18 protein-coding genes are annotated in these 19936 nt (G+C 63.5%); 7 read left to right on the top strand and 11 right to left on the bottom strand.

Features of this window, described 5'->3' with window-relative positions:
- Positions 1–168: 168 nt before the first annotated feature.
- From rapZ to ACV4UY_RS14645, 6 genes are read right to left on the bottom strand one after another with little or no spacing between them, the layout of a single operon-like run.
- Complete coding sequence (gene rapZ, locus ACV4UY_RS14670) at positions 169–1044, bottom strand: RNase adapter RapZ (protein WP_491608323.1); 876 nt, start codon at positions 1042–1044, stop codon at positions 169–171.
- 19 nt (positions 1045–1063) lie between these two features.
- The gene (locus ACV4UY_RS14665) at positions 1064–2530 is read right to left on the bottom strand and encodes an RNA polymerase factor sigma-54 (RefSeq protein ID WP_491608322.1); all 1467 of its coding nucleotides are present in this window, start codon (positions 2528–2530) and stop codon (positions 1064–1066) included.
- Between the two features lie 27 nt (positions 2531–2557).
- Positions 2558–3295 carry an LPS export ABC transporter ATP-binding protein gene (gene lptB / locus ACV4UY_RS14660; protein WP_491608321.1) on the bottom strand — a complete coding sequence of 246 codons (738 nt, stop codon included), beginning with the start codon at positions 3293–3295 and terminating at the stop codon, positions 2558–2560.
- Positions 3292–4170 carry an LptA/OstA family protein gene (locus ACV4UY_RS14655; RefSeq protein WP_491608320.1) on the bottom strand — a complete coding sequence of 293 codons (879 nt, stop codon included), beginning with the start codon at positions 4168–4170 and terminating at the stop codon, positions 3292–3294. Before ACV4UY_RS14655 ends, lptB begins: the two co-directional genes overlap by 4 nt.
- Complete coding sequence (lptC, locus tag ACV4UY_RS14650) at positions 4167–4790, bottom strand: LPS export ABC transporter periplasmic protein LptC (protein WP_491608326.1); 624 nt, start codon at positions 4788–4790, stop codon at positions 4167–4169. The genes ACV4UY_RS14655 and lptC overlap by 4 nt, the downstream gene beginning before the upstream one ends.
- Entirely contained in the window at positions 4790–5749 is a 960-nt protein-coding gene (locus ACV4UY_RS14645; RefSeq protein WP_491608319.1) for a KpsF/GutQ family sugar-phosphate isomerase, read from the bottom strand. Before ACV4UY_RS14645 ends, lptC begins: the two co-directional genes overlap by 1 nt.
- Positions 5750–5960: 211 nt before the next feature.
- Between ACV4UY_RS14645 and ACV4UY_RS14640 the strand changes: the two genes are divergently transcribed.
- Together ACV4UY_RS14640 and ACV4UY_RS14635 are read left to right on the top strand one after the other, a co-directional pair.
- Positions 5961–7091 carry a CBS domain-containing protein gene (locus ACV4UY_RS14640; RefSeq protein ID WP_491608318.1) on the top strand — a complete coding sequence of 377 codons (1131 nt, stop codon included), beginning with the start codon at positions 5961–5963 and terminating at the stop codon, positions 7089–7091.
- 35 nt (positions 7092–7126) lie between these two features.
- A complete protein-coding gene (locus tag ACV4UY_RS14635) occupies positions 7127–7558 on the top strand; it encodes a CoA-binding protein (RefSeq protein ID WP_491608317.1) in 432 nt (143 codons plus the stop codon).
- Between the two features lie 121 nt (positions 7559–7679).
- Here ACV4UY_RS14635 and ACV4UY_RS14630 read toward each other — a convergent pair whose 3' ends face one another.
- The 3 genes from ACV4UY_RS14630 to ACV4UY_RS14620 all read right to left on the bottom strand — a co-directional run bounded on the left by ACV4UY_RS14630 (position 7680) and on the right by ACV4UY_RS14620 (position 12701).
- A complete protein-coding gene (locus ACV4UY_RS14630; RefSeq protein WP_491608316.1) occupies positions 7680–11375 on the bottom strand; it encodes an SLBB domain-containing protein in 3696 nt (1231 codons plus the stop codon).
- A gap of 154 nt (positions 11376–11529) precedes the next feature.
- Entirely contained in the window at positions 11530–12018 is a 489-nt protein-coding gene (locus tag ACV4UY_RS14625; protein ID WP_491608315.1) for a copper chaperone PCu(A)C, read from the bottom strand.
- A complete protein-coding gene (locus tag ACV4UY_RS14620; RefSeq protein ID WP_491608314.1) occupies positions 12018–12701 on the bottom strand; it encodes an SCO family protein in 684 nt (227 codons plus the stop codon). The genes ACV4UY_RS14625 and ACV4UY_RS14620 overlap by 1 nt, the downstream gene beginning before the upstream one ends.
- A gap of 216 nt (positions 12702–12917) precedes the next feature.
- Between ACV4UY_RS14620 and ACV4UY_RS14615 the strand changes: the two genes are divergently transcribed.
- The 3 genes from ACV4UY_RS14615 to ACV4UY_RS14605 are packed head-to-tail and all read left to right on the top strand — an operon-like array spanning position 12918 to position 15403.
- Positions 12918–13907: an MDR/zinc-dependent alcohol dehydrogenase-like family protein gene (locus tag ACV4UY_RS14615; protein WP_491608313.1), complete on the top strand. Its 990-nt coding sequence runs from the start codon at positions 12918–12920 to the stop codon at positions 13905–13907.
- Positions 13908–13946: 39 nt separating this feature from the next.
- A complete protein-coding gene (locus ACV4UY_RS14610; RefSeq protein ID WP_491608312.1) occupies positions 13947–14642 on the top strand; it encodes an HAD family hydrolase in 696 nt (231 codons plus the stop codon).
- 35 nt (positions 14643–14677) lie between these two features.
- Positions 14678–15403, top strand: coding sequence for a retropepsin-like aspartic protease family protein (locus tag ACV4UY_RS14605; protein WP_491608311.1), 726 nt, complete (start codon positions 14678–14680; stop codon positions 15401–15403).
- On the opposite strand, the gene ACV4UY_RS14600 is transcribed toward ACV4UY_RS14605, so the two are convergent.
- Together ACV4UY_RS14600 and ACV4UY_RS14595 are read right to left on the bottom strand one after the other, a co-directional pair.
- The gene (locus tag ACV4UY_RS14600) at positions 15381–15839 is read right to left on the bottom strand and encodes a hypothetical protein (protein ID WP_491608310.1); all 459 of its coding nucleotides are present in this window, start codon (positions 15837–15839) and stop codon (positions 15381–15383) included. The two genes, ACV4UY_RS14605 and ACV4UY_RS14600, sit on opposite strands and share 23 nt — an antisense overlap.
- 29 nt (positions 15840–15868) lie before the next feature.
- Entirely contained in the window at positions 15869–16807 is a 939-nt protein-coding gene (locus tag ACV4UY_RS14595) for an exopolyphosphatase (RefSeq protein WP_491608309.1), read from the bottom strand.
- Positions 16808–17195: 388 nt separating this feature from the next.
- On the opposite strand from ACV4UY_RS14595, the gene ACV4UY_RS14590 reads away from it, so the two are divergent.
- A complete protein-coding gene (locus tag ACV4UY_RS14590) occupies positions 17196–18401 on the top strand; it encodes an O-succinylhomoserine sulfhydrylase (protein WP_491608308.1) in 1206 nt (401 codons plus the stop codon).
- A 276-nt stretch (positions 18402–18677) separates the two neighbouring features.
- A complete protein-coding gene (locus tag ACV4UY_RS14585; protein ID WP_491608307.1) occupies positions 18678–19652 on the top strand; it encodes a malate dehydrogenase in 975 nt (324 codons plus the stop codon).
- The last annotated feature ends 284 nt before the right edge of the window (positions 19653–19936 follow it).

The raw sequence follows: 19936 nt of genomic DNA, 5'->3' as shown, positions 1-19936 counted from the left end.
CCAGAAGCCGGACGTCCGAATCGCCCAGAAGCCGGACGTCCGAATCGCCCAGAAGCCGGACGTCCGAATCGCCCAGAAGTCGGACGTCCGAATCGCCCAGAAGCCGGACGTCCGAATCGCCCAGAAGCCCGGCGCGCGGAGCGTCTCCCGCTTTCGACGGGAGCGTGATTAGCGGAGCTTCAGATCGCGATGGCGCACCCTGACTTGAAAATCGTGTTTTGACAGCCGCGCGGCCAGTTGCTCCACCAGATAGACCGAACGGTGCTTGCCGCCCGTACAGCCGATGTCCACGGTGAAATAGCGTTTTTTCTCCTGACGATACCGGGGGATCAGGTATTCGAACATCGATTCGAGCCGGTCGAGGAACAGACTCGCCTCCCCATCCTGTTCCAGAAAACGGATCACCGGTTCATCCCGTCCGGTCAGATGGCGCAACGTGTCGTCATAGTGGGGATTGAGCAGAAAACGACCGTCCAACACCATGTCGGCGTCGGTGTTCACCCCGTGCTTGAAGCCGAAGGAGCGCAGGAAGATCATCAGATCCGCGTCCACCCCGGAGTGGAACAACTGGTCGAGATGCTCTTTCAACCGCGGAACGGTCAGCGACGTGGTGTCGATGATGATGTCCGCGCCGGCGCGCAAGGCGCACAGGTCGTCGATCTCGCGGCGCACCGCTTCGGCCACGGTCATCTCGTCGGCGAGGGGATGACGTCGCCGGGTCTCCCGATAACGCCGGATCAACACGTCGGCATCGGCCTCGAGAAAGATCGTCTCGACCCGCTCGACGGTCTCGCTCCACTGCTCCCGGTACTCCTGGAAACGGGCCCGTGCCGCCGCGTCGCGCAGATGCACGCCGATGGCCAGATGGCCCGTGGTTTCGGGATCCTGGGCAAAATGGGTCAAACAGGCCGGCATCAATGCGAACGGCAGATTGTCCACCCAGAAATAGCCAAGATCTTCCAGATATTTGAGCGCGCTCGACTTGCCCGCGCCCGACAGCCCGGTGACCAGAATCAAGTGGCGGATTTTCTTGGTCCAGGGCATGGGGCGTGCTCCCTTGGGCTCACTTGTCGGGTGAGAGTCGCTTGCGGCGCGAGGAGGAGGGGATGTTCAAGGCATCCCGATATTTGGCCACCGTGCGCCGGGCCACCGCGATGCCTTGATCCTGGAGGATCTTGGCCAGTTTCTCGTCGGAGAGCGGTCGGCGGGGCGACTCCCCCTCCACCAGTTTGCGGATCTTGAACTTCACCGCCTCGGAGGAGTGGTTTTCGCCCGTGTCCGAGGCCAGGGACGAGGAAAAGAAGAACTTCAGCTCGAAAATGCCCCGGTTGGTATGCATGTACTTGTTGCTGGTCACCCGCGAGGCGGTGGATTCGTGCACGCCGATGTCGTCGGCTACATCCTTGAGAATCAGGGGGCGCAGATACTCGGGGCCGTACTCGAGAAAATCCTTCTGAAAGCGGACGATGCTCTCGGCAACCCGATAGATGGTGCTGGAACGTTGTTCCAGGCTTTTGATCAGCCATTGCGCGGAACGGGCGTTTTCGGTCAGAAAACGCTTGTCCCGCTCGGACATGCGGTCGTTGATCGCCTTCTCGTAGGCGCGGTTGATGCGCAGACGGGGCACGGTCTCGGGATTGACCTCCACGACCCACTCCCCCTCCTGTTTGCGCACGAAGACATCAGGAATGATGTAGTTGGCCTGCTCGACCCCGAAGGCCAGTCCCGGCTTGGGGTTCAGGGATTGGATCAGCTCCACCGCGTCGGCCAGTTCGTCGTCGTCGAGGCGCAACAGACGCTTGAGCTTCCGATAGTCGCGCCGGCCCAGATCCTCCAGCCGCTCCAGCAGCGAGGTGTAGGGCGGGACCGCCTGCTTGCGGGCCTTGAGTTGCAACAACAGGCACTCGGCCAGATCGCGCGCCGCGATACCGGGCGGATCGAAGGACTGCACCAACACCAGGGCATCCTCCATCTCTTCGAGGGAGGCGCCGGTCATCTCCGCGAGCACCGACAGATCGGTGCCCAGATAGCCGTTGTCGTCGATGGCATCGATGATCGCCATGCCGAAGACCCGTTCGCGGTTGTTGATCGCCGTGACGCCGAGTTGCCAGCTCAAGTGATCGAACAGGGTGTCGCCGCGGGTGAGGGTGTTTTCGAGGGGTGGGGCTTCGCTGCCTGCCGGGGATTCGAATTGGGCGGCGCCGTAGCTGTCGCCGGAGTAGACATCCGACCAGTCCGCGTCCACCGGCAGATCGTCGGAGATGGAGGTCTCCATGATCGGCGCGGCGGTATCCAGCAGATCATCGCTCTTGGCGATCTTGTCCGAGGGCAGGGGTTCCTCGCCCTCGAGCGTGCCTGCCGGGCCTTCGTCCCTTTCGAGCAGCGGATTTTTGTCCAGCTCCTCCTGAAGGTATTCGGCCAGGTCCAGACTCGACATCTGGAGCAAACGGATCGCCATCTGCAACTGGGGTGTCATCACCAGTTGCATGCCCATGCGCAGCTTCAGTTCCTGTGTCAGACCATACGCCATGCCAACAACCCGGTTGCCCTGATAACCCTACAATTGAAAATCCATGCCCAGGTACATGGTGCGCACCTGATGATCTTGCACGACCTCCTCGGGTCGGCCCTTCGCCAACACCATCCCCTGGCCTAGGATATAGGCGTGATCGCAAATTCCCAAGGTTTCACGTACATTGTGATCCGTGATCAGAATGCCGATGCCCAGGCCCGCCAGATGGCGGATGATCGTCTGGATGTCGGCCACCGCCAGGGGATCCACGCCGGCGAACGGCTCATCCAGCAGAATATAGCGCGGTTCGATCGCCAACGCCCGCGCCACCTCCACCCGACGCCGCTCGCCGCCTGACAGGGCATACCCTTTCGTGTTGGCCAGGTGATCGACGCCCAGTTCCCGCATCAGCCGGTCGAGCCGTTCCAGCCGCTCGCGCCGGTTCAGGGGACGGGTTTCCAGAATGGCCAGGATGTTGTCGGCCACCGTCATCTTGCGGAAGATCGACGGCTCCTGCGGCAGATAGGCGATGCCGGCCCTGGCGCGCAGATGGATCGGTTCGCTGGTGATCGGCGTGCCGTCCAGCCAGATCGATCCGGAATCCGGCACCACCAGCCCCACGAACATGTAGAACATGGTCGATTTGCCCGCGCCGTTGGGTCCGAGCAGTCCCACCACCTGTCCGGGCTCCACCGCCAGGGAGACCGCGTTGACCACGGCCCGGCCCTGATAGCTTTTGCCCAGATCCCTGGCCTCCAGGCACGGATTGACCAAAGCGCTCACCGGCGTGTCGCGGGTGGTTGCAGCACCCGACGCCTGGGTTTGGGCGAGGGGGGCTCCAGTTCGGTCGTTGGCGCATTGCTCTCGACCTCCTGGGGCGTCGCCGTGCTTTCCGGGAGGCGGTTCGGGCGGGGATCGCCCGTCTCCCGCGAGGCGGCGGGGAGCGGAGCGGCGGGCGTGGTCTGGCCCCGTCCCTCGCCGGTCGCGTTTTTCTCGTCGGCTGGGGCGACCGGCTGTCCGGGGGCGGGGAGGGTGATCTTTTCTCGCGCCATGGCCAGTCCCGAGATGGGGTGTGACTCCGCGCCACCCGTTGCCGCGGTTGCGGGGCTCTTTTCGACACGCGACGGGCCACCATCCTGACTGATCACCCCGGAGGGGGTGATGCGCGCGCTGACACGGCGGTTCTCGGCACCCTGCACCGATACCTTGTCGATGCGCTGCTGGGGACTCAGGGTCACCAGAATCCGCTTGCCGGTCAGTTGATCATCACCACGCCGCACCGTGGCGTCACGCTCGTTGCCGATCAGTTCCACGACCCGCTTGTCCACCTGATAGAGCGCGACATCCGCCGTGCCATGGTCGCGCTCCTGCTGGATCGTCACCCGCCCTTCGGCCTTGACCTCGCGCACGCCGCCGTTGCCCTTCATCCGCTTGTCGTAGCGCACCGTCATTTTTTCGGAGGTCAGACGCATCCGTCCGTCGTCGGCGACCACATGTCCGGAGAAGATCGCCACCTGGTTCTTGTCGTCCATTTCCAGACGGTCCGAGGTGATCGACAACGCCAGCATGCGCGGCGAAGCCTGGGCCGCCGCCACCGGTTCCGTTGTCGTCAGCGCCAGCAGGGCCAGCATCCATCCAGCCGGAATCCTGGGTTTCATGGTTGCTCCGTCATGAGTATCGCCGAGGGAAAGGTCATTCGGACATGGGAATCGACCTTGAGAATCTGCGCCTCTTGTTCCACCGTCAAACCTTGTCCCTCCAGACGCATCTCTGCGCGTTCCATGCGGAACGCCAACTCGGTATACAAGATCTTCCTTTCGGGGTCAAAGCGCAACTGTTCCGTCATCAGACGCCCCATGGCCGGGTCGCCGGCCACCACGCGGCCCGCGAAACTCATCCGGCCCGTGGCCCCGTCCACTTCACCGCTCTCCGAGGTCACCACCACCTCTTCCTGACCCTCCAGGGCAAAGGCGAGTCGGGGGTGGTGGATCAGGATTCGTTTCTCCTCGCCACGCTGGGCGCTCGGCGCATCCAGGGTCCAGCGGGTGCGTTGCTTGTCGAACTGGGTCAGATGCACATCCGTCACCATGGTCCCTTCCCGTCCGGCCAGGGGATCCAACCCCGAATCGTCACGGTCACGCAAACCATGCGGCTGCTTGAGATACCACAATACGCTCGCCACGATCAATAGCGCGAACAACAAAAACAGATGCTTGCCATGGCGTCGCAGCAGGCCGGGGCGTCCCGTTTCCGTCTCCAGGCGTGTTCCGGAACGCATCACATCAACCCCGCTTCCAGAAGATCGTGCAAATGGATCACCCCGACCGGCACCTGCTCCTCGGAGAGTACGAACAGGCTGGTGATCTTCAACCGTTCCATCAGACGGGTCGCCTCGACCGCCAACGCCTCCGCGGCGATCACCTTCGGATCCCGTGTCATGATCTCTCCGGTCACCCGGTTCAAGGGGTCGGCATCCCGTTCCATCAGGCGGCGCAGATCCCCATCGGTGATCACGCCGGTCAGACGGCCCCGTTCATCGACGACGCCGGTCATGCCGAACCGTTTGGCGGTCATCTCGATGAGCGCGTCGCGCACCGAGACCCGTTCGGAGACCTGGGGGATGCGCACTCCGGTGTGCATCTGGTCCGCGACCCGAACCAGCAGCCGACGGCCCAGGGAGCCGCCAGGGTGCAGGAAGGCGAATTGCTCGGGACCGAAATCCCGTTTTTCGAGCAGACAGACCGCCAGGGCATCCCCCATGGCCAGGGCGGCGGTGGTCGAACTGGTCGGAGCCAGCCCCATCGGACAGGCCTCGCGCTCCACGCCGATGTCGAGCGCCACGTCGCTCATGCGCGCCAGGGTCGATTCGGGCTTGCCCACCAGCGCGATCAGAGGCACTCCGAGCCGTCGGAACACCGGCAGCAGCGCCAGCACCTCGCCGGTCTCCCCGCTGTTGGAGAGGATCATCACCACGTCCTGGCGCGTCACCATCCCCAGATCCCCGTGGCTCCCCTCGGCGGGGTGGAGAAAAAAGGCCGGCGCGCCGGTGCTGGCCAGGGTGGCCGCGATCTTGCGCCCGATCATGCCCGATTTGCCGATCCCGGTCACCACGATCCGTCCGCGACAGGCGTGCAGGGTCTCCACCGCCCGCTCGAATCCGGCGTCGAGCCGGTTGCCCATGGCCAGGATCGCCTCGGCCTCGATTCCCAGAATCTCGCGTGCCCGCTCCAACATCATGTTCAGATTCTTCTCAGCGTTTTTTGTTGCCTGTGCGATTCAGGATCATGCAGGGATCCACCGTCGGGATTTTCATGCCGCTCCCTTCGGGAGTCCCATGAAAAAAAAACCGGGACATCACCCCAATCCGTTGAGCATAATACCAGTCGGTCCACAAAAGGCCATGGCCGTTGTGGACCGTCACCCACGATTCTTCGAGGTCCAGCCTGTCATGAAACTCGTTCGCGACTGCATGTTTTCCAACGTCGTCACCCTGACCCCGCATGCCACTCTGGTCGAATCGATCCGGCGCATGACCCGCGAGGCCGCCGGGTTCGCCGTGGTGCTCGAGAACATGGTCATCACCGGCATGATCACCGAATACGACTGCATCAAATGGATGATCCAGGGCGTGAAGCCCGAGTCGGCCCGCATCGGCGAACTGCCGGTCTCGCTCCCCCAGATCGTCCACGAGAGCACCCCGTGCCAGGAGTTGCTCCAGATCTACTATCGACGCCGCTTCCGTCGTTTTCCGGTGCTCAACGAGGATGAGATGCTCTCCGGCGGCATCACCGAGAAACAGATCCTGCGCGCTTTCCCCCGCTCCAACCTGCTGGCCCACTACCGGGTCGCCGACATGATCGCCTCGGATCTTCCGGTCGTTCCGCCGGAGATGACCTATTGGGATATCGCCCGTCAGATCGCCCAGCGCCATCGCGGTTGCGTCCTGGTGCGGGAGGGGGAGAATTTTCTCGGCATGATCACCGAAGGGGAGATCCTGCGCCATTACGTCTCCCCCACCTTCACCCCCGCCTCGACCGCCCGTTCCCTGGCCAAGAGCAGACCCGAAAACATCGAACCGGAACGGGATCTGCTGCATGCCCTTGATCTTTTCACCAGCACCGGCCATCGTCGCATGCCGGTCGTGGCCGATGATGGCCGGCTGGTCGGCCTGTTGACCCAAACCGATCTGCTGCGTCAGGTGGCCCACTCGACCCGTTCGCGCCAACCGGTCCTCAACCCCGAGGATATCGCCGAACCGGCCATCTGGTTCGAACCCGATGGCGATCACCGCATCCTGGCGGTCAACGAGAAGGGGGCCAGGGCCATGGAGATCGATACCACCACCTGGGTGGGTCGTTCGGTGCGTGAACTCTCCCAGGATCCGGCCATCTGGGGGGCCATCGCCACCCTGCTCTCCTCCAGCGGACACATCACTCAGATCAACCTGCCCCTGCGTACCGGCAAGGGGGATGGGGTCTGTCTATCCTGTCGTTTCAAACTGGTCCATACCCCGGCTGGCGAAGACCGGATCTTTTGGGCCATGGCCGCGCCCGAGGGGGGGCGCGATTCCTGTCGATAGAACAACATACCATTCAGGAGAAGGAAAAACAAACCATGTCCGAACCTACCGACCACGCGCTCGTCACCCTGCTCTCCACGGCGCGCGTCATCGCCGTGGTGGGGCTTTCCCCCAAGCCCGATCGTGCCTCGTTCCGCGTCGCCTCCTACATGCAACAAGCCGGCTATCGCATCATTCCGGTCCGTCCGGGTGGCGGGGAGATCCTGGGCGAAGTTTGCCACGACTCCCTGGAGGCGATTCCGGAGGAGATTCATGTCGATATCGTCGATCTCTTCCGGCGCGCCGAGGATACGCCGCCCCTGGCCGAGGAGTCGGTGCGCATCGGTGCCGGTTGCCTCTGGCTGCAAAGCGGCATCCTCAACGAAGAGTCCATGGCGATCGCCCGTCAGGGTGGACTGCTCGCCGTTCAGGATCGCTGCCTGATGGTCGAACATCGTCGTCTCGCCGATCAGTTGTCCGCCGCCTGAACGATCGAACCCGCTCCGATCGTGCCCCGTGCCTGGCGGGACGCGATCGGAGCGGGCATCCCCCCTCACCCCGCCCCGATGCCGCGCCCGTATCCGTTCGACATCCCGATGCCGCACCCGCTCAACGGTTCAACACCGCCAGGGAGGCGATCGTGATGGCCCACTGACTGATGATCTGGCTCATGTCCTTCAGGGAGCCGACCAGCTCGAATGGCTTGGGATCCAACGGCACGATGATCGAACTGCCCGGAACCAGGGCGCTCGATTGTTGATCCCACCAGGTGGTCAGACTCCACAGGGTTTGGGCCTTCCCATCCGGCATGACCACGAAAGTGTCCCCCTTGCTGGCGTTCTCCTTGAATCCGCCCGCCCACTTGATGTAATCCATCGGCGTGTGCTTGGCCATGAACAGGAACGATCCCGGATTGAGCACAGCCCCGGAGACCGAGATTTCGCTCGGTTTTTTCGGCATGAACAGCCGGTCTCCGGCCTCCAGGTAGATGTCCAGATCCGGATTGGTCTTGAGATTCTTCAGATTTGCCTCGACCGTCATGCGTCCCAAGGGTTGCACGGAGCGCAGCGAGGTGATGATGCCGCGGGTGCTCTCCAGGATGGCCGCGGCCTCCCCTTTCTCCTTCACGCTGGTGTTCACCAGAGCGGCAAGACTCATCTCCAGTTCTCGCGCCACCCGCTCGAAGCTCTCCTTCTGGCCCTTCTGGATGCTGGTGCGGGTGAAGATCGCCCCGTACGGGAAGGCGTGAGGCGTGACCCCGCCCGCCCGCTCGATGATATCCGACAGTTTGTCGTCGCGGCGCAGGTCATACAGGCCGGCGCGGATGAACTCCCCTTCCAGCCGCACATAACCGATCTCGCGATCCGAGAAGATCGGGCTGAAACGCAGCACGTCACCAGGGGTCAGAGAAAAATCCTCCAGACTCTTGCCACTGGAAAAATCCAGCACCGAACGTTTGGTTTCCGCTCTGCCGCGCTCAAGATCGGGGGTGGCGCGGGCCAGTTCCACCTGTTTGAGATCCGCGCGGCTGGTCATGCCGCCGCCGCTCTGCACCAGGGCGGACAGACGGGTCCCCTCCTGGATCGGGAAAACTCCGGGGGTGCGTACCTCTCCGGTGAGGATGGCGGCATTTTCGAGCACGAAAGGCAGGATCTCCGGGAACCGTTCGTAGATGGACGGACACTCGGTTTTGCGAACGCCGGGCCCTTCGGTCACGATCATGGTGCTGCTCTTGTCGGCGGTTTTTCTGGCCGAGCTGCGATCATGCTCGAATTCGGAGAGCGAGAGATTGATCGCCGAGGAGAAGCGGTAGGCATCCGAGGAGGACATCAACTCGGCCAGGTGGTACAGGGAGGTACACTCCTGACGCGGGGACTTGCCGAGCAGGATCGACTGCACCAGGGGATTGGAGAGGAAGCGCACGTCCTGCTGGGACAACACCACCAACTCATCCTTGTCCATGAGTTTCAGATCGTTCGTGGCCTCGCCGCGAATGGCGGACTCCAGATTGATTCCGGTCAGGACGCGGGCGCGACTGGTGGGATCGACCCGGCGCACCACGCCGAACAACAGATAGGGATCGGTCTTGAGCACGTCGGGGTCGAGCAGGAAGTGGCGTGCCGTGGGGACGGATTGCAGGGGGCGATGCTGTTCGCGGGTCACATGACCGACCAGGTGGACCTGTCCGATCTTGAAGCGCAGGACATCGCCGGGTTGCAGATCGAAGGTGGCGATGTCGCTGGAGGGCAGGGTGATGACCCGGCGCGTGGCGTCGCGCGTGCCGGGTTTGCGGTCGATCTGGAACTCCAGGGAGAGACTCTTGTCGAACCGGGCGGCGCCGATCACCCCTTGCGCCATGGCGACGATATCGTTCATGCGCGCGCCGGGCAGCACCGGGAAGAGGGTTGGGTAGTCGGTGTTGCCCTCCAGGAGCACGGAGTTGTCCAGAAGCAGGGGGAGCAGATCCGGATATTTGTTGAAGACAGCCGGACACGTCATCTGGGGCGGAAGGGGGGCGATGGGTTCCCGTCCGGACAGGGAGGCCACGGGCACGCCCGCCCTGAGTCTTGGTGAGGCTTTCAGTTCGGTCAGCTCGGCTTTGGATTGGGAGGTGAGCTTGTCATCCGGGACGGGCGGGGGTTCTTGCAGTTGCAAGGCGCTGCTCAGGCGCAGGGATTCGGCGGATTCGGCGTTCAGTTGGGGTGAATCGGTTTTGCCCTTGCCCGAGATGACCCCCATCTCCTTCAACTGAAAGAGATTGGAAAAACGCAGAGGATCGGAGGCGGCGGCCACCGCCTCGAGGCGCGTCAGGGCGACGCAGGAATCCTTCGCGGATTTCTTTTGCAGCACCGCGGCTACCCGTTCGGAGGAGAGGAAGCGGATATCTTCGTGGCTCAAGACGATGAGGACATCGTGATTCATGAGCGGTTGATCGATCTCGTGACGTGCATGGATCAATCCCAGATCGATGGGACGGAAGGTTCGGTTGCGGGTTTTCGGATCCGTGCGGTAGATGACGCCGAACGGCAGATAGGGGTCAGGGAGCAGCAGTTCGGGATCGTTGAGCAGGGAGCGGACGGTGGGTGCCGAGGCGAGGGAACGGGTATGGCCGCGGGAGACGTGTCCCTCGATGGCCACCTCGCCCATGAGTGTCGGACCGCCGCGCGCCTCGACGAGGACAATATTGCCGTTGACGATTTTTTCCTGTTTTTGTCCCTTGAGTTCGACCAGGGACTCGCGTTCCCTGGCATCCGGCTTGAGCAGGGAGAAACGGTTCCCTTGCGGGGAGACCGTTCCGCCGGAAAGTTCCAGAAGCGCGTCCAGGGGGATGGATCGTTCGCCCGAAGCCAGTTCGTAGATGCCCGGACGTTTCACCAGTCCGGAGATGGCCACCACCGGACCGATGGGCGGCACGACGATGCGGTCGCCGACCGCCAGGGTGGGATCCTCGCCGCCGCCTTCCTTGTTCAGAAGGGCATAGAGATCGATGGTGCGCACCACGCCATCGCGATGGAGTTGGACCGTGCGCAGCGAACCGGTCTTGCGCACCCCTCCGGCGGTGCTCAGGGCGTCGAGCAGGGTGGAGAGTCCGGTCACCCGGTGGACGCCGGGTTGGGTGACCTCGCCCATGACATAGACCGAAAAGAAGCGGAACGAGCCGATGGAGACGAACACTTCCGTGCCGACCTGGGTGGTGCGGATCTTGTCGCGCAACTCTTCGCGGAACTCGCCGAACGGACGACCCATGGCCATCATGGGTTCGGGCAGGGTGGGGATCATCACCTTGCCTTCCAGATCGATCTTGGCCACCGAGCTTTTTTCGTTCTTGCCCCGGAAGGAGACCAGCAGTTCATCGCCCACGCCCAGGACGTAGGAGTCCGGCGCCGAGCCAACCACCGGCGCGGTTCGATCCTTGACCTGACGGAACATGTTGTAGCCGAACTGGATCAGGGAGCTTTTGGCGCGCAGGGAGAAATCGGCCTCCAGGAGCGAGAACCCCTTGCCCATTGCGTCCAGGGGGAGATCCGTGGGGGGCTTTCTGGCGTTCCTGGCGCGCAATTGGTCCAGGTTGCCATTGCCTGCTCCGGGCTGTGTGATGCGGGGTTTGAGTTGGCGCAGAAACTCCGCCTCCTGTCCGCCGGGCGCCAGGTCTTCCGGAATGGCGATCTCTTCGCCCCCTTGAGGTGCGTCGCCTTCCGCGGCGAGGAGCGGCGTGGCTGGCAGCAACCAGACGGCCAGGAGCAGCCAGACCATGCGGCGCCAGAAGAAGGAGGCGGATCGGGAGGGAGGGAGGGCGTGGTTCATGAGAGACTCAGGTCCGTTGGCGCTTGGAATGGTTGCGGTCATGCGGTCGGGGAGAGGACTCCCCCTCCCGACCCATGGGTTCGGATGCTTCGCGTGCGTCCCATGGGGTCCTGGCAGCGATCGACATGACTCGAATCGCGAGAATCGCGGTTGATCAATGGTGGTGTTCGTGCATCTCTTCCTTTCCGGCGGGGGGCTTTTCTTTCTTGACGCCACTGCCAGCGCGCACCTCGGCGGTGATGGCCTGCTCGGTGCCATCGGCGAACTTCAGGGTGATCGTGACATGATCCTTGGGTTGCAGGGGATTCTTGGGGCCGATCAACATGATGTGCATGCCGCCAGGGGTCATCTGGATTTTGGTGCCGGGGGCGACGGCGAGTTGGGGTTTGGGACGCATCTGGCTTTTGCCGTCCTGTTGGACGGTTTCGTGGATCTCGACCTTGGAGAAGTTCGGGCTGGAGGCGCCGACCACCTTGAGTTCCCGGCTGCCGGCGTTTTGAAGCGTCATGTAGCCGGCCAGTGCCTGGGCGACCGGCGGACCCGCGCGCACCCAGGGATCCTGAACCTGGAGTTGATCGGCGGCGAAGGCCGGGGTTGCGAGCAGGGCGGAGCCGAGCAACAGCGAGGCGATAAAGGGTTTCATCAGGGCTCTCCATAGTGTTTGCGAATTTTCAGGAACAGGTCGGCCATGGTGGCCGGCTGGTGCAACTGGGGCTGGAAGAGGGCGGTGAATTTCCCAGCCGGATCGAGCAGAAAGAAGACCGAGGAGTGGCTGATCAGTTGGGACTCATCCCCCTTGTCCGATTTGGGCGGAATGGCGTAATAGGCCCCCAGTTGCTTGGCAAAGGCGTGAATCGCCTCTTGTTTGCCGGTCACCCCCAGGAAGTCGGGATTGAAGTAGGGGACATAATTCTTGAGCTGTTCCGGCGAGTCCCGATCGGTGTCCACGGAGACGAAGATGGATTGAACCTTGTTCAGGCCACCGGGTTGTTTGCCGAGGATTTCGTAGGTTTCCGCGAGCAGTCCCATGGAGAGCGGACAGACGTCCGGGCAGTGGGTGTAGCCGAAGAACAGGAAGGTCCACACGCCCCGCACCTGTTCCGGTCCAAAGGGGCGTTCGTGATGATCGATCAGGGAGAAAGGTTGCAGCTCGCGCGGCGAGGGGAGCAGCACGCCGATCAACTCCTTGGGCATGGTCAGGGTGGGGTCTGTCGGGCGTCCCATGAGGGCGCTTTGCAGACGCATGCCGATCAGCACCAGGGCCGTGCCGCCCAGGGTGGCGAGAATTGCCTGACGACGGTTGATCTTGGATGGGAAAACGCTCATGAATCGATCTCTCGCGTGGTGGTCGCATGATCAAGGGGATGGTCCGGTCGTCGGTGTTCAGACCTGCCCTTGTCCTTTCAATCAATCCATTCTAGCCTCTTTCCTTTCGACAAGCCACCCTGTTTGCGATAAGAGGCTGTTTGGTTTGCCAAACAGCCGACGCGGGCCCTGGATGGCATCGCCAGAACCCCCCTTCAACCTGGAGCCGAACTTTTCATGCATCACGCCTCTTTGGGTCTGGAGGGCATGCGGGCCCTGCGCCACGCGGGTGGCGTGGTCCGTCTGGAGCGCGGTAGGCCGGTTCCGGTCCTGGCGCGCGGCGAGGCGTTGATCCGGGTGACGCTGGCCGGGGTATGCGCCACGGATCTGGCGATATTGGGCGGATATGCCGGATTTGACGGGACTTTGGGACATGAATTCACGGGACGGGTGATCGCGGCGCCGGATGCGCCCGAATGGGTGGATCTCCGCGTGGTTGGCGGAATCAACGTGGCGTGCGGGGCCTGTCCGGCCTGTTTGAGGGGGGAGCGTAGTCACTGCGGGCAGCGCCGGGTGATCGGGATTCGCGGTCGAGACGGGGCCTTTGCCGACTTTCTGACCCTGCCGGTCGCCAACCTCCATCCGGTGCCGGATGGGGTGTCGGACCGGCGGGCGGTGTTCGTCGAGCCGTTGGCCGCCGCCCTGGAGATTCTCGAACAGACCCATCTGCGACCTTCCGATCGTGTGGTTGTGGTGGGCGATGGGCGGCTCGGCCTGCTGGTGGCCCAGGTGTTGGCGTTGACCGGTTGCGAGATCCGGGTGATCGGACGCCATTCCCGCAAGTTGGGGATCCTGGCGGCGCGCGGGATTCCGGTCCATACGGGGGAGGCGGACGACAGGTCGGGATGGGCCGATCTGGTGGTGGCCTGCGGGGGTGGGCGGGAGGGGTTGGCGCTGGCGCGGCGTCTGGTGCGTCCTCGCGGGCGTCTGGTGGTCAAGAGCACCCTGCCGGAACCCGCGCCGTTCGATTTTGCCTCCCTGGTGGTCGATGAGATCACCCTGGTCGGATCCCGTTGCGGACCGTTTCCGGCGGCATTGCGGTTGTTGGCCGCGGGGCTGGTGGAGGTGGAGCCGTTGATCGACGCGGTTTTTTCATTGGAGCAGGGGGTGGAGGCCCTGACGCGCGCCGCCGGGCCGGGAACGCTGAAGATCCTCATCCAACCTTGATCATCACGCCAGACTGGCGTCAATCCCTGGGAGAGTCTCATGTCCCTCCGTTATGACCTGGTGATTTTTGACTGCGACGGCACCCTGGTGGACAGCCTGGATGGCATTGTCCGTTCGGCCAACCTGGCCCTGGCGGAGGCGGGTGGCGCTCCTCCGCTCTCCCATGCCAGCATCGCCGCCGTGGTGGGGCTCTCCCTGCACGAGGCGATGGCCGTGCTCATGCCCGAAGCTTCCGAGGTGCGCCGCGACCAGGCGGTCGCGGCCTACAAAACGCATTACCAGCGGCTGGCGGATGGCGGGGAGTTGACCACCCCGCTCTTCCCGGGGGTGCGGGCGACGCTGGACGCCCTGCGCCGCCAGGGCGTCACCCTGGCCGTGGCCACCGGCAAGTCGTTGCGCGGACTGGAGCGCACCTTGCGCGAGCAGAGCCTGGAGGGGTATTTCATGGTGCGGATGACCTCGGATCATGCGCCCAGCAAGCCCCATCCCTCGATGATCGAACAGATTCTCGCCGCCACCGGTCATGCGCCGGAGCGAACGTTGATGGTGGGCGATACCGTCTTCGATCTCGACATGGGACGCAACGCCGGGGTGCGGACCGCGGCGGTCACCTTCGGTTGTCACGGGCGCGAGGAGTTGGCCGGTTCTCGACCCGACCACTGGCTGGAGCGCATGTCCGACCTGTTGCCGGTGGTCGGGGTGGCCGATTCGGACGCTGCCGGGGCGCTGTCGTGAGGTCGTCGGTCCCGCGCGGATCGTTGCCGATGCGCATGGCGCGCTGGATGGCGTTCCTGCTGTGCCTGGTCCCGAACCTGAGCTGGGGCGAGGGGCGCCTGTACCACTGCATCGATGCCAAGGGACGCACCATCCTCAAGGATCAGCCCTGCGCACCCGGCGAACGCGACCGCCATCCATCCCCCCCGGAGGAGGTGGTTCCCCTGTTGCCCAAGGGGGCGCGCGGGCAGTACTGGATTCCGGTGGTGCTCAACGATCGGGTGATCGTGGAGTTTTTGATCGATACCGGTGCCAATGTGGTGGTTTTGCCAGGGGATATCGTGGATCAGATGACCGGGATGGGGCTGATTCGCGCCTCGGACTGGCTGGGGACCGTGCATTCGACCCTGGCGGACGGCTCCACCGGGCAGTTGGCCGTGGCGCGTCTGGAGAGCCTGCGCATCGGTTCGCGGGTGCTGCGCGAGGTGCCCTTCACCGTGACCGGCGCCAGGGGGATCCCCCTGCTCGGCACTCCGGTGCTCGAGCAGCTCGGCGCTTGGCGGCTCGATCATCGCGCGCGCAAACTGCTGCTTCCCCCCGCCCCGCCTGGTATCGCGGATCGCGAACAGGAGAGGATCCAGGCGTTGCGACAGGGCGCGGGGGGTGGCGGGGGAAAATGGTTGCGGCAGTGCTGGCGTGTCGATGGGTCGGTCTATCTGGCGGCCCCTCCCTGTCCAGGCGGAGGGGAACAAGCCCCGATCAACGACAGGCGTAGTCGATGACCTTGTTTTTCTCGCTGCTCACGATGAACTGGTGAATGCACCCCTTGCCATCCTTCGGGTAGTAGAGATACCCCTCGGCGGCCTGGTTGTTGGGCAGACGGAGATCCAGGGTGATGTTGGGTGGACCGAAACGGGCGATCAGTTCCTTGCCCGTGGAGCCGATCAACCCTTCGGGTTTCACCTGGGAGGGGTGGCTGGATGGCGTGGGTTTGGGCAAGGGCGGGGTCACGCTCCCCTTGATCTCCTTGGCCGTGCTTTTGGTTTCCGGAGCGCTGCCCGTGTCGGTTTTGCCGGGATCCGGGTCGTGGACCACCGTGGCCGTCGCCGGAGGGGCGTCGGGCGCGCGGCTGGGGCCTGGCGAATCGAGGGTGACGCAGCCGGACAGGAGCAGAGCGGCGGCGAGGGTGGTCCCAAAAAGGTGCGATGCGTTCGTCATCCTGAGAGAATACCTTTAAAATCGCCCGTTCACCCATCCGCCAGGATGCGGTTTTCGAGCGCCTTGCGAACCTCGATGGCCTTCTCGGTGGGAACCTGACAGGTTCCGGCTGCCGCGTGGCCACCGCCGCCGTATTGCAGGCACAAGGAACCGATATGGGTGTTGGAGGTTCGGTTGAAGATGGATTTGCCCAACGCGAAAACCGTGATCTTTCGGGTCTGGCCCCAGAGAATGTGCAGGGAGATGTTGCACTGGGGATAGAGCGCATAGATCATGAAGCGGTTGCCCGGATAGATGATGTCGTCGTGGCGCAGGTCGAGCACCGCCAGGTTGCGATGGATTTTGGTGTGGGCCTGGATCTGGGTTTTGAAGTACTCTTCTTGTTCGAAGTAGTAATCGACCCGTTCCTTCACGTCCGGCAGTTTGAGCACCTCCTCGACGGTGTGACGGCGGCAATATTCGATCAGATCCATCATGAGGTTGTAGTTGGAGATGCGAAACTCCTTGAAGCGCCCCAGGCCGGTGCGCGGATCCATGATGAAGTTGAGCAGCATCCACCCCTTGGGATAGAGCACGTCATCCTCGAGCAGTTGTCCGGAGTCGGCCTTGTCCACGGCGTCGAGGATGTCGTCGCGGACATTCGGGAAGGCCGCCTTGCCGCCGAAGTGCTGGTAGACCACCCGCGAGGCCGAGGGGGCGTCGGGATGGATGATGTAGTTGTCGTGGGGTTGATCGGCGACCCGTTCCATTTCGCTGGCGTGGTGATCCAGCACCAGATGGGCTCCCGGCACGTAGGGGAGGTTGGTGATGATGTCCCGCGCGTTGATGGGGATTTTGCCATCCTGCATGTCTTTGGGTTGGACGAAGAGGATGTCGTCGATGATGTCCAGTTCGCGCAGGAGCATGGCGCTGACCAGGCCATCGAAATCGCTGCGCGTGACGAGACGGTACTTTTGCTGTTGCGACATGGAAGCGGCTCCTTGGAAAACTTGCATGATCGGGGAACACACCCTCACCCCCGCCCGCGGGACGCTCTCGGGATTCCCGCGGTAAAAACCAAGAGGGAACGGATCTCTCGTTTCGCACCATTCAGTATAGGGGATTTTTCCTGTCGGTTCCATTGGTAAACCGCACGAAGCCACAGAATTCCACGAGACGGTTGTTTTGTCGGGTTGGGGTCTGGGATGTGGAGGGTGATTCGGGTTGTCGGGCCGTGTGGAGGCGTGGTTCGTTCGGGGTTGCGGCGGAGGGCAAATGCGGCATAATGGTCTTTGGCTTCCTGCCGGCTCGTTCAGGCACGGGGAGCGTTGTCGGGGTTCGGAGCGGATGGACGATTGTCGAAAGGGGGGGGTGGGCATGATCGGGGATGAGGGTGGCATGGAGGGACGGGGCTGGGGCATGGCGACCACGGCGTTGCATACCGGTCGGGAGACCACACCGGAGCGGGAGAACAGTCCGCCGCTCTTTTTGACCTCGAGTTTCCGTTTCGAGAGCGCCGAGCAGGCGCGGGCGATCTTTGCCGGCGAAGAGGAGGGGAATCTCTACAGCCGCTTCACCAACCCCACGGTGGCGCTGTTCGAGGAGCGGGTCGCGGCCCTCGAGGGGGCCGGACACGCGGTGGCCACCGCGAGCGGCATGGCGGCCATCACCATGACCTTTCTGGCCTATCTGTCGGCGGGCGACCATGTGGTGATCAGCCGTTCGGTGTTCGGTTCCACCACCAACATCGCCAACTCCCTGCTCAAACGGATGGGGATCGGCGTCACCCGTGTTCCGCTGTCGGATCTGGCGGCCTGGGAGGCGGCCATCACCCCGGCCACCCGTCTGTTCTTTCTGGAGACCCCGGCCAATCCCACCCTGGAGATGGTCGATCTGGCGGCCTTGTGTCGCATCGCCCATGACCGGGGGGTTCTCGTGGCGGTGGACAACGTGCTGTGTACCCCCTGTTTGCAACGGCCTCTGGAGTTGGGCGCCGATCTGGTGGTCCACTCGGCCACCAAGTATATGGATGGCCAGGGACGGGTGCTGGGCGGGGTGATCGCCGGGGAGAGAAAATCCCTGCTGGATCATGTCTATCCCCTGCTGCGCAACACCGGTTCCTCCCTCTCCCCGTTCAACGCCTGGGTGCTTTTCAAGGGGCTCGAAACTCTGCCGCTGCGCATGGAGCGCCATTGCGACAATGCCGAACGGGTGGCATTCCATCTGGCCGCGCGACCCGAACTGTCCGGTCGGGTGCTCTATCCGGGGCTGCCCGATCATCCCCAACGGGAACTCGCCGTCCGGCAGATGCGTCGTTTCGGGGCCCTGGTCTGCCTGGATCTCGGTTCACGCCAACGGGCCCATCGCTTCCTCGATGGCCTGCGACTGGCGATCATCACCGCCAACCTGGGGGATTGTCGCACCCTCTCCACCCATCCGGCCACCACCACCCACGCCAAGTTGACCGATGCCGAACGCCAGGCCTCCGGCATCACCGAAGGGTTGGTGCGTCTCTCCATCGGACTGGAGGAGATCGGGGATATCCTGGCCGATCTGGATGAGGCGTTGGAACGATCCGCGTAGTCCGCGGTCCCTCTTCCGCGTTCCGTGGCCCCTCTTGACCCCCTCTTCCGCGTTCCGTGGCCCCTCTTGACCCCCTCTTCCACGTTCCGTGGCCCCTCTTTTTGAGTCGCGCGCGTGGCAAGGGTTGCACGCGCGTTCCCCTTGCGTCATTTTATGCATTCCGTGAAACTTTCTTATGGGGTCCGGGGCAGGGAGGCAGGCTTGCCCAAACGAGCAAGACGCGCCAAGATGGCGGCTTGAACCAACACATCCATTGCAATCAGGGAGGAAAACAGCATGGCAGATCCAGTTCGCGTGGCGGTCACCGGGGCCGCTGGTCAAATCGCCTACAGCGCCATCTTTCGTTTGGCGTCGGGCGCGGTTTTCGGTCCGGATCGTCCGGTACACCTGAAATTGTTGGAAATCACGCCGGCGATGAAGGTGTGCGAAGCGGTGATGATGGAGCTGGATGACTGCGCGTTTCCGACTTTGGCCAGCGTCGAGGGAACCGACCAGGCCGAAGTGGCCTTCGACGGCGTGAATGCCGCCCTCCTGATCGGCTCGCGTCCGCGCGGACCCGGCATGGAACGGGCCGATCTGATCCGGGTCAACGGACCGATCTTCGTGGGTCAGGGCAAGGCCCTCAACCGCGCCGCCTCGGACGTGCGCGTGGTGGTGGTGGGCAACCCCTGCAACACCAACTGCCTGATCGCCATGAGCAACAGCGATGTACCCAAGGATCGCTTCGGCGCGATGATGCGTCTCGATTACAACCGCGCCAAGACCATGCTCGCCAACAAGGCCGGCGTCACGGTCAACGACGTGACCAGGCTGGCGGTGTGGGGCAACCACTCCAACAACCAGTATCCGGACTTCGAGAATGCCCTGATCAAGGGGCGCCCCCTCACCGAGGTGATCACCGACGAGGCGTGGCTCAAGGATACCTTTGTTCCGGACGTGCAGAATCGCGGCGCCGTGGTCATCAAGGCCCGTGGCGCCTCCAGCGCCGCCTCCGGCGCCATTGCCGCCCTGGATCACCTGGTCTCCTTCGGCGCGCCGACCCCGGCGGACGACTGGTTCGTGGCCGCGGTGCAATCCGCCGGTCAATACGGCGTGGATCCGGGTCTGGTCTTCGGCTATCCGCTCCGCTCGGACGGCGACCGCTGGGAGGTGGTCGAGGGGCTGTCCATGTCCCCCTGGGGCCGCGCCAGGTTCGAGAACGTGCTCAACGAATTGCGCCAGGAGCGCGAGGTGGTGAAGGATCTGCTGTAACGTGCAGGATGGGGGAACCCCCTCATCCCCAACCGTGGAACTCCCGTCAGGGGGTCCACGGTCGCATGCGGGATGGTGGGAGAAGCTCTCGCGCCTTGACCGTGCCCCCTTTGCGGATGTTCCACGGGAACTTGACATGATGGGGGGACCCCCCCCTCACCCCCCGTACCATGGACCTCCCTTTGGGAGTTCCATGGTAAATTTCTGGTAACTATTCAGGACCCCCTTTATTGCAGGGGGCCGGGGACCGCAAGGTCCCCGGCGGAGGTTCGGAGGCAGAGCCT

The sequence above is a fragment of the Candidatus Magnetaquiglobus sp. genome, from assembly GCF_058402785.1.
Note: the sequence above shows the minus strand (reverse complement) of the source record. Positions and strands in the feature narration are given on the sequence as shown.

Bases quoted from the DNA above. Each gene is read 5' to 3' on its own strand.
- rapZ (WP_491608323.1), bottom strand. From the start codon at position 1,044: ATGCCCTGGACCAAGAAAATCCGCCACTTGATTCTGGTCACCGGGCTG.
- ACV4UY_RS14665 (WP_491608322.1), bottom strand. From the start codon at position 2,530: ATGGCGTATGGTCTGACACAGGAACTGAAGCTGCGCATGGGCATGCAA.
- ACV4UY_RS14655 (WP_491608320.1), bottom strand. From the start codon at position 4,170: ATGAAACCCAGGATTCCGGCTGGATGGATGCTGGCCCTGCTGGCGCTG.
- lptC (WP_491608326.1), bottom strand. From the start codon at position 4,790: ATGCGTTCCGGAACACGCCTGGAGACGGAAACGGGACGCCCCGGCCTG.
- ACV4UY_RS14645 (WP_491608319.1), bottom strand. From the start codon at position 5,749: ATGATGTTGGAGCGGGCACGCGAGATTCTGGGAATCGAGGCCGAGGCG.
- ACV4UY_RS14640 (WP_491608318.1), top strand. From the start codon at position 5,961: ATGAAACTCGTTCGCGACTGCATGTTTTCCAACGTCGTCACCCTGACC.
- ACV4UY_RS14635 (WP_491608317.1), top strand. From the start codon at position 7,127: ATGTCCGAACCTACCGACCACGCGCTCGTCACCCTGCTCTCCACGGCG.
- ACV4UY_RS14630 (WP_491608316.1), bottom strand. From the start codon at position 11,375: ATGAACCACGCCCTCCCTCCCTCCCGATCCGCCTCCTTCTTCTGGCGC.
- ACV4UY_RS14625 (WP_491608315.1), bottom strand. From the start codon at position 12,018: ATGAAACCCTTTATCGCCTCGCTGTTGCTCGGCTCCGCCCTGCTCGCA.
- ACV4UY_RS14620 (WP_491608314.1), bottom strand. From the start codon at position 12,701: ATGAGCGTTTTCCCATCCAAGATCAACCGTCGTCAGGCAATTCTCGCC.
- ACV4UY_RS14615 (WP_491608313.1), top strand. From the start codon at position 12,918: ATGCATCACGCCTCTTTGGGTCTGGAGGGCATGCGGGCCCTGCGCCAC.
- ACV4UY_RS14610 (WP_491608312.1), top strand. From the start codon at position 13,947: ATGTCCCTCCGTTATGACCTGGTGATTTTTGACTGCGACGGCACCCTG.
- ACV4UY_RS14605 (WP_491608311.1), top strand. From the start codon at position 14,678: ATGGCGCGCTGGATGGCGTTCCTGCTGTGCCTGGTCCCGAACCTGAGC.
- ACV4UY_RS14600 (WP_491608310.1), bottom strand. From the start codon at position 15,839: ATGACGAACGCATCGCACCTTTTTGGGACCACCCTCGCCGCCGCTCTG.
- ACV4UY_RS14595 (WP_491608309.1), bottom strand. From the start codon at position 16,807: ATGTCGCAACAGCAAAAGTACCGTCTCGTCACGCGCAGCGATTTCGAT.
- ACV4UY_RS14590 (WP_491608308.1), top strand. From the start codon at position 17,196: ATGATCGGGGATGAGGGTGGCATGGAGGGACGGGGCTGGGGCATGGCG.
- ACV4UY_RS14585 (WP_491608307.1), top strand. From the start codon at position 18,678: ATGGCAGATCCAGTTCGCGTGGCGGTCACCGGGGCCGCTGGTCAAATC.